The 7,676-nt window shown below is 67.5% G+C and carries 7 protein-coding genes; 2 read left to right on the top strand and 5 right to left on the bottom strand.

Annotated elements, in window-relative coordinates:
- Window positions 1-79 precede the first annotated feature (79 nt).
- Together M1L58_RS15475 and M1L58_RS15480 are read left to right on the top strand one after the other, a co-directional pair.
- Window positions 80-694 carry a TetR/AcrR family transcriptional regulator gene (locus tag M1L58_RS15475; protein WP_006868558.1) on the top strand — a complete coding sequence of 205 codons (615 nt, stop codon included), beginning with the start codon at window positions 80-82 and terminating at the stop codon, window positions 692-694.
- 57 nt (window positions 695-751) lie between these two features.
- On the top strand, window positions 752-1,336 hold the full coding sequence (locus tag M1L58_RS15480; RefSeq protein ID WP_248659552.1) for a GNAT family N-acetyltransferase: 585 nt from the start codon (window positions 752-754) through the stop codon (window positions 1,334-1,336).
- Between the two features lie 233 nt (window positions 1,337-1,569).
- Here the strand turns inward: M1L58_RS15480 and M1L58_RS15485 are convergent, their stop codons facing one another.
- Genes M1L58_RS15485 through M1L58_RS15505 form a run of 5 tightly spaced genes read right to left on the bottom strand, consistent with a single transcriptional unit; the run spans window position 1,570 to window position 7,495 of the window.
- Window positions 1,570-2,322 (bottom strand): DUF429 domain-containing protein, encoded by a 753-nt coding sequence (locus M1L58_RS15485; RefSeq protein WP_248659553.1) that lies wholly within the window; start codon window positions 2,320-2,322, stop codon window positions 1,570-1,572.
- 2 nt (window positions 2,323-2,324) lie between these two features.
- Window positions 2,325-3,626, bottom strand: coding sequence for a TrpB-like pyridoxal phosphate-dependent enzyme (locus tag M1L58_RS15490; protein ID WP_248659554.1), 1,302 nt, complete (start codon window positions 3,624-3,626; stop codon window positions 2,325-2,327).
- Window positions 3,627-3,683: 57 nt separating this feature from the next.
- Window positions 3,684-4,352 carry a response regulator gene (locus M1L58_RS15495; protein WP_248659555.1) on the bottom strand — a complete coding sequence of 223 codons (669 nt, stop codon included), beginning with the start codon at window positions 4,350-4,352 and terminating at the stop codon, window positions 3,684-3,686.
- Window positions 4,349-6,007 carry an ATP-binding protein gene (locus M1L58_RS15500; RefSeq protein WP_248659556.1) on the bottom strand — a complete coding sequence of 553 codons (1,659 nt, stop codon included), beginning with the start codon at window positions 6,005-6,007 and terminating at the stop codon, window positions 4,349-4,351. The genes M1L58_RS15495 and M1L58_RS15500 overlap by 4 nt, the downstream gene beginning before the upstream one ends.
- Window positions 6,008-6,061: 54 nt before the next feature.
- The gene (locus M1L58_RS15505) at window positions 6,062-7,495 is read right to left on the bottom strand and encodes a CitMHS family transporter (RefSeq protein WP_248659557.1); all 1,434 of its coding nucleotides are present in this window, start codon (window positions 7,493-7,495) and stop codon (window positions 6,062-6,064) included.
- Between the last annotated feature and the right edge of the window lie 181 nt (window positions 7,496-7,676).

The raw sequence follows: 7,676 nt of genomic DNA on the forward strand, positions 1-7,676 counted from the left end.
CATCAGTCGTTCGGACCTTCTCCGACCAATCTGAATGCGTGGTTCGATATATCGATCAGTCCCCGAAAGGAGTGCTCGGGTGCCGCCGACGAACAAGGGACGTCAGACCGAAGCCGCGTTTCTCGACGCGGCGCGTCGTTGCTTCGCCGACAAGGGCTACCTGAACACCAAGATCTCCGACATCGCGGAGGCCGCGGGACGCTCCACCGGCTCGTTCTACAACTACTACGACAACAAGGATCAGCTCCTCGAAGCGCTGCTGGATCAGTTCAGCGACGAGGTGGTCGAGGGCTCCCTTGCAACTCGCCACAGCGATCCCGAAGCCGGTGTGCGCGCCGCGGTCACCGCCTACTGGACGACCTACAAGAAGTACCTGCCCGAGATCATCGGCCTGTTCCAGATGTCCATGCTCGACGACGAGTTCCGGGATCGCTGGCACGCCAACCGGGCGTCGGGGATCAAACAGGTGTTGGCGGGGCTACACAGTGCGGAACGCGCCGGATACGACGTCGGTCTTCCACTCGAACCGCTCGCGTCGGCGTTGGTGAACACGCTCGAGTCCTCCTGCTGGTCCTGGCTCGCCGTCCGCGGCGGGGTGGTCGGGTCGATCCCCGACGACGACACCGCCATCGACATCCTGACCACCATCTGGTTCCGCACGGTCTACCGGTCGGCCCCCCGCATCCAACGCTGATCGCGGACAGGACCTGGCCCTTGCGCCACGTCCACGCCGGTTGTGATGCTGGGACGCATGACGATCGAGGTCCGGCCCGCGACGAACTTCGCCGACATGGCGACGATCCTCGGCCCCAAGAAGCCGACCTCCAATGTGTGCTGGTGCCTCAGCTACCGCATCCCGAGCAAGCAGAACCAGGCACTGGTCCGCGAACAGCGCGGCGAGTACGTCAAGGATTTGTGCGACAGCGGGATCCCGCTCGGTGTCCTGGCCTACGAGTCCACGGAGGACGGCGAGGACGTGGTCGGCTGGGCGGCCGTGTCACCACGCGCGGACACGACCTTCGCGACCAATCGCAAGATCCCGCACGTCGACGATCTCCCGGTGTGGTCGGTCTGGTGCATCCGGGTCCGACCCGGACACCGCAAGCAGGGGATCTCGCATGTGCTCCTCGACGGCGCGGTCGAGTTCGCGAGGTCGAACGGGGCGCCGGCCATCGAGGGGTATCCCGTCGACAATCACGGCGAGAAGGTCGATCTCACCATGGCGTACGTCGGCACCCGCGGATTGTTCGAGAAGGCGGGCTTCACCAAGGCCGCCGACACGACGTCGGTACTGAACGGATTCCCACGCGTGCTGATGCGGAAGCCGTTGGTGTGAGGTGGTTTCGACACGGCTCGTCGCACGCTCCTCGCCTACTCAACCAGCGACGGGAACGACCTCGTCGCACACTCTTCGCCTACTCAACCAGCACTTCTGCTGGCCGAGTGCGCCGACCGAGCGGAGCGAGGACGCCGCGTATCGAGGTCAACGGGGTTTCGATACGGCTCGTCGCAGGCTCCTCGCCTACTCAACCAGCGAGGGGAACGGCTCGTCGCACACTCCTCGCCCACTCAACCAGCGACGGGGCCGAGCTCGTGAAGCTCGCAGTTCGGTACGTGAATCCACCCCTCGCGCAATGCGACTGAACGATCACCCGCGGCAGGCAGCGTCGTGTACCCCAACTCGGCGGCGCGGGCGATCAGCGCGGTGACGACGGCGTCGAATGCGTCGTCGTCGCTACACATCTGGCCGACGCGGTCACCGAGCACCAGCCATGGCACCGCCGTCTGCACAGCGTCGACCAAGCCGGCCAGCACAGTGCGGTTCGCTTCCCGCTTGTAGCCGCGCGAGGTGAAACCCCAACGTTTCAGTGCCCCGGCGGGATACGCCTCGACGGCCCAACCGTCAATACGGTCGTCGACACCCAGGTCGGCGAGGAGACCCGCGCAGCGGAAGGCAACGTGAGCGATCTGATCGGCGGACACACTGAGTGGCCTGCCGAGTCCGGATTCGGCGATCCAGAGGTCGGTTCGACGCAGCGCGAGCGGGCGGCGATTGGCGATGTCGTCGAGCTTGCGACCGGGACTCAGACCATCACGATGATGTGCGACAAGGAAATCCACGAAGTCGCCGGGCCAGCCGAAGGGTGAGTCGATCCCGATGCGTGTCGCGCCGTCGACGAGGCGTCGGATCTCGGCGTCGTCGGCTCCGACCACAAGGTCCACCAATTCGGCCCGGTCATCGAACCAGTCGAGGACTGCGACCGCGGTCTTGGCCGGCGATGCGGACAGGTCGACACCGACCGTCCGCATCGCCGGGGTCATGCTCAGAAGTTGCCGTCGAGGAACTCTGCGTAGGCAGGCAGATCGAGCTGTCCGTGACCGGACAGGCCGATGACCACGACCTCTTCCTTGTCACTGTCGGCGACGTGGGCAGCACAGGCCGCGATCGCGTGCGTGGACTCGGGAGCAGGGACGATGCCCTGCGCCCGAGCGAACTGCACGCCCGCGGCGAATGCGTCGTGCTGCGTGATGGCGACACCCTCGACCAGTCCGAGTTCGACGGTGTGGCTCAGCGCCGGCGCCATGCCGTGGTAACGCAGGCCACCGGCGTGAATCGGGTCCGGAACGAAATCCATTCCCAGCGTGTGCATCTTGAGCAGCGGGGTGAGACCGGCGACGTCACCGTGGTCGTAGCGGTACTCGCCCTGGGTGATCGATGGGCAGGCGGCCGGCTCGGCGGCGACCACGCGCGGGTTCGACCGTCCGTGCAGCTTCTCCCGCAGGAACGGGAACGACAGCCCCGCCAGATTGGAACCGCCACCGGCGCAGCCGAATACGACGTCGGCGCCGCCGGGTTCGACGGCGTTGAGCTGGTCCACGGCCTCCTGGCCGATGACGCTCTGGTGCAGCACCACATGGTTGAGCACGCTGCCCAGGGCGTAGCGGGTGTCGGCGTTCGAGGCGGCCACCTCCACGGCCTCGCTGACGGCCATGCCGAGGCTGCCGGTGGTGTCCGGATCCTTGGCGAGCATGGCCCGGCCCGACTCGGTGAGGTCCGAGGGGCTCGGGTGGATGGTGCCGCCGTAGGTGCGGATCAGGAAGCCGCGGTACGGCTTCGAGCTGTACGAGGCGCGGACCTGCCAGACCTCGACATCGATGCCGAACTGCGCACCGGCGAAGGCGAGCGCGCTGCCCCACTGGCCGGCGCCGGTCTCGGTCGTCAGCTTGGTGACGCCGTCGATGCTGTTGTAGTAGGCCTGCGCGACAGCGGAATTGGTCTTGTGGCTGCCGACCGGGCTGACCCCCTCGTACTTGACGTAGATGCGCGCCTTGGTGTTGAGCGCGTCCTCGAAGCGGCGGGCACGGATCAGCGGCGACGGACGCCACATCTTGTAGATCTCGCGGACCGGCTCGGGGATCTCGATGTAGGTCTCGCTGGAGACCTCCTGCGCGATGAGCCCGCTCGGGAACAGCGCGGCGAGGTCCTCAGGGCCGACGGGCTCCTTGGTACCGGGATGCAGGTGCGGGGGAATCGGCGTCTCGAGCTCGGCGGCGAGGTTGTACCAGTGCGTCGGCACACCGACCGTCACCAGATCGGGATTGGTGGCGTCTACTTGCGTCGTCATGGGTTGACACTCTAGTGCGCGAGGGTGGTGGCGTACCCCGGCCGCGACATTATCTGGTCACGATTTGGGGAGTCGGTATTCCTGCCGGGGTCGGCCGGTGGTTCCGTACTGCAGCGACATCCGGAGACGGCCTGCGGCCACGAGGTTGGCCAGGTGTCGCCGGGCCGTCGGAGCGGCGATCCCGACCTCCCGTGACACGTCGTCGGCGAACAGGCCGGTGTCGGCGTCGACGAACAGGTCGAGGATCCGTTGCTCGGTGGGCGATCCCGATTCCGACCGCTCCGCTGCGCGGGTGCCGAACCGCAGCGCGGACAAAGCGGCGTCGACCGCGTGCTGGTCGACGTTCTCGCCGCTGAGCACGCGCCGGTACTGCGCATAACCGGCGAGGCGACGAGCGAGGTCTGCGTCGTCGAAGGGTTTGATCAGATAGGCCAGCGCACCGGCGCGCATCGCGGTGCGGACGGCGGCCGCGTCGGTCTCGGCGCCGACGATGAAGCAGTCGCAGTCGAGTTCGGCGACCAGGTCGATGCCGGAACCGTCGGGGAGGTAGACGTCGAGGAGCGCGAGGTCGATGTCGGGGTGGTCGACGAACGCCCGACGCGCCTCGGCGACACTGCCGACCCGCGCGCGGACGCTGAAGCCCCGGACGGCGTCGACGATCGTCGAATGCAGTGCGGCGACCCGGAAGTCGTCGTCGACAATGAGGACACCCAGCTCCTCGGTCATTGCGGCCTCACCTCCTCGTCGGACCCGGGCGCGATGATGCCCGGGAGCCGGGCGACGAACAGTGCGCCAGGCGGATCATGCTCCGGCGTCGGCGACCGTTCACCACCGGGGTCCGCGACCCAGAGGTCTCCACCGATCCGGCGCGCGACCTGACGCGCGAGGGACAGGCCCATCCCCCGACCGCCGGGGGTGTGGTCGCCGGGTTTGGTGGTGACGCCCTCGGCGAAGACCTGGTCCGGATCGTCGAAGGAGATGCCCGGCCCGGAGTCGCCGACCGAGACGAACAGGGTGTCACCGTCGGCGATCAGCTCCACCTCGACCACGCCGTCGACGCCGGCCCCGGAGGCGGCCTCGATCGAGTTGTCGATGAGGTTGCCGACGACGGTGGTCGCGACGACCGGTTCGGTGAGTGTGCCCTGCAGCCAGGTCTGATCGCCGAGGCGGAGCGTGACGCGACGTTCGCGTGCGTGGGCGGCTTTCGCGTCGAGGAACGCGTGGAGGTGGGGTTCGCGGATGTTGCCCAGGCCGGCGAGCAGCGCGCCGCCGGGGCCGCTGCCGGACAGTTCTTCGAGGTAGTCGAGTGCTTCATCGGCGCGGCCGTGACGTAAGAGGCCGGCGAGCACGTGGATGCGGTTGGCGGTCTCGTGCTGCTGTGCGCGGAGAGCGACGCCCATCGATCGGATGGAGTCGACCTCGCGGCTGAGCGCTTCGACGTCGGTGCGGTCGATGACCGAGAGGACCATGCCGAGGTCGCGGCCATCGGCGTGGACCCGGTGGGAGCTGACGAGGACGACGCGATCGCCGACCGTGGCGGCGAGAGGCTCGTCGGTGGGCGTGGCCAGGACGGCTGCGATGCGCGGGGTGAGTCCCAGGTCGGCGGCCCTCGTACCCACCGGGGCGTCGATGTCGAGGAGGGTGCGGGCCTTGTCGTTGACGACCCGGACGATGCCGTCGGCGTCGACGGCCAGCACGCCGTCGGCCATCGCGTGCAGGACCGCGCCCTGTTCGCGGACGAGTTCGGCGAGTTCGTCGGACTCGAGACCGAGAGTGAGCTTGCGCCAGCGCCGGGCCAGCATGACCGAGCCGAGTGCGCCGATGCCCAGTGCGGTCAGCGCGAGGAGCGTCGTCGCGACGATGTCGCTGCGGGTCTCCTTCGCAAGCCGTTCCGTCGAGACGCCGACACTGACGAAGCCGACGATGCGACCGGCGGCGTCGAAGACCGGGACCTTCGCCCGGACGGACTCGCCGAGGGTGCCGCGGTCGGTCGCGATGTCGTCTGAGCCGGACAGCGCCGTCGACGGGTCGGTCGACACAGGTCTGGCGAGTTCCGCGACCTCGGGATGGGCGAGTCGGATGCCCTGGTCGTTGCCGATGACGACGAACAGTGCACCAGTGCGCTCCCGAATCGCGGCCGCCTGGCGCTGCAAGGGTCCATCGGCGAGCTCGTCCGCGTCGACGGCGCGGCCCTGGTGGTCGGCCACCACGGCGCGGACTTCGGTGTCGGCGGCCACCGACCGGGCGATGGCGAGGGCTCGCTGTGCGTACTCGTCGCGGACACGGTCGTCGGCCCCGGCGATGACGAGACCGAACCCGACCGCGAGGCTGACCGCGAGGACAGCGAGCTGCAACAGCAGCACCTGCGTCCGTAAACGCATGACGTCAGCCTAGTGGCGGCGCTGAATCCAGCGCCGCCACCGACATCGATCCGTTCAGAACGGGATGGCTCCGACGAGCACGCCCGCTCCGAGCATGACCAGGGAGACCACCGTCGCCCGCCACAGGACCTTCTTGTGATGGTCGGCGAGGGTGACACCGGCGAGCGCGACGAGCAGCAGGATCGCCGGGACCAGCGGGCTCTGCATGTGCACTGTCTGACCGGTGATGGATGCGCGGGCCATCTCGGTGGGGTCGATGCCGTAACGAGTGGCGGTCTCGGACAGGACCGGCAGCACGCCGTAGTAGAAGGCGTCGTTGCTCATCAGGAAGGTGAACGGGATCGACAGGACGCCGACGACGATGGCCATGTGCGGCCCCATCCAGTCGGGGATGCCGTCGGAGAGCCAGTGGGCGATGGCGTCGACCATGCCGGTGCCGTTGAAGACGCCGGTCAGCACCGCGGCGGCGAGGACCATGGCCACCACCGAGACGATGCTGGAGCTGTGTCGGGTTATCGCTGCCTGCTGCTGCTTGACGTGCGGGAAGTTGACCGCCAGGGCGATGCCGGCGAAGACCATGAACAGCACGGGGATGGCGAGGATGTCGGCGCCGAGGATCGCCAGCAGCGCGACGGTGAGTCCGGCGTTGACCCAGAACAGCTTTGGACGCAGGGTTTCCCGGTCGGGGTGGAGGACGCTGGAGAACGACTGGTCGCGGTTCTGGGTTTCGTCGTCGGAACCCGTTGGCGTCGAGTCGATGTCCGACGACCCACCGGTAGTGCGTCGTGGCGGCATCGGCGGGACGGTGGTGCCGGTGCCGGCGGCGACGAGCACCTCCTCGCGCGGGGCCAACAACGATTCCTTCATCTCGAGCGTGCCGGTGCGTCGGCGTTCGAGGACTCCCAGGTGGTAGGCGAAGAGAAGTACGACGACCAGCGCGGCGGCGAGTGCGGGGATCATCGGGACGAAGACATCGTTGGTGTCGATCTTGAGCGCACTCGCGGCGCGGGCGGTGGGACCACCCCACGGGAGGATGTTCATGGTGCCGTTGGCGAGACCGGCGACCACGGTCAGAACCACCGGGCTCACACCGAGTTTCACGTACAGCGGCAGCAGCGCGGCGGTGGTGATGATGAAGGTTGTCGATCCGTCACCGTCGAGCGAGACGACCATCGCGAGGACCGCGGTACCGACGACGAGCCGGGCGGGGTCGTCACGTACGGCTCGGATGACGAGGCGGACCACCGGGTCGAAGAGGCCGACGTCGATCATGATCCCGAAGAAGATGATCGCGAAGAAGAGCATCGCCGCGGTGGGTGCGAGATCCTTGATGCCGTCGGTGATCATGTCGCTGATGTCGAGGCCGGCACCCGCGAACAGGCCGAACGCGACCGGGACGAGGATCAGCGCCACCACGGGCGTGGCCCGTTTGGTGATGATCAGGACCATGAAGGTGGCCACCATTCCGAGGCCGAGTGCTACCAACATTGTCTAGCTCGATTCTGATGTGGATGTGAGGACGACCACATTTCGGTGGCCACATCAGAAGTGTTGGGGCAGTCGTCGATCCAGTCACGCTTGAGCGCATAAGTATCGTTTTGCGCTTTTCGCTCCCGCTGCGATTCGTAGAGAACATGGGGATATGGCGCGCATTCTCTCTACGAATTCC

The organism is Gordonia sp. C13, assembly GCF_023218005.1.
Classification (GTDB): domain Bacteria; phylum Actinomycetota; class Actinomycetes; order Mycobacteriales; family Mycobacteriaceae; genus Gordonia; species Gordonia namibiensis.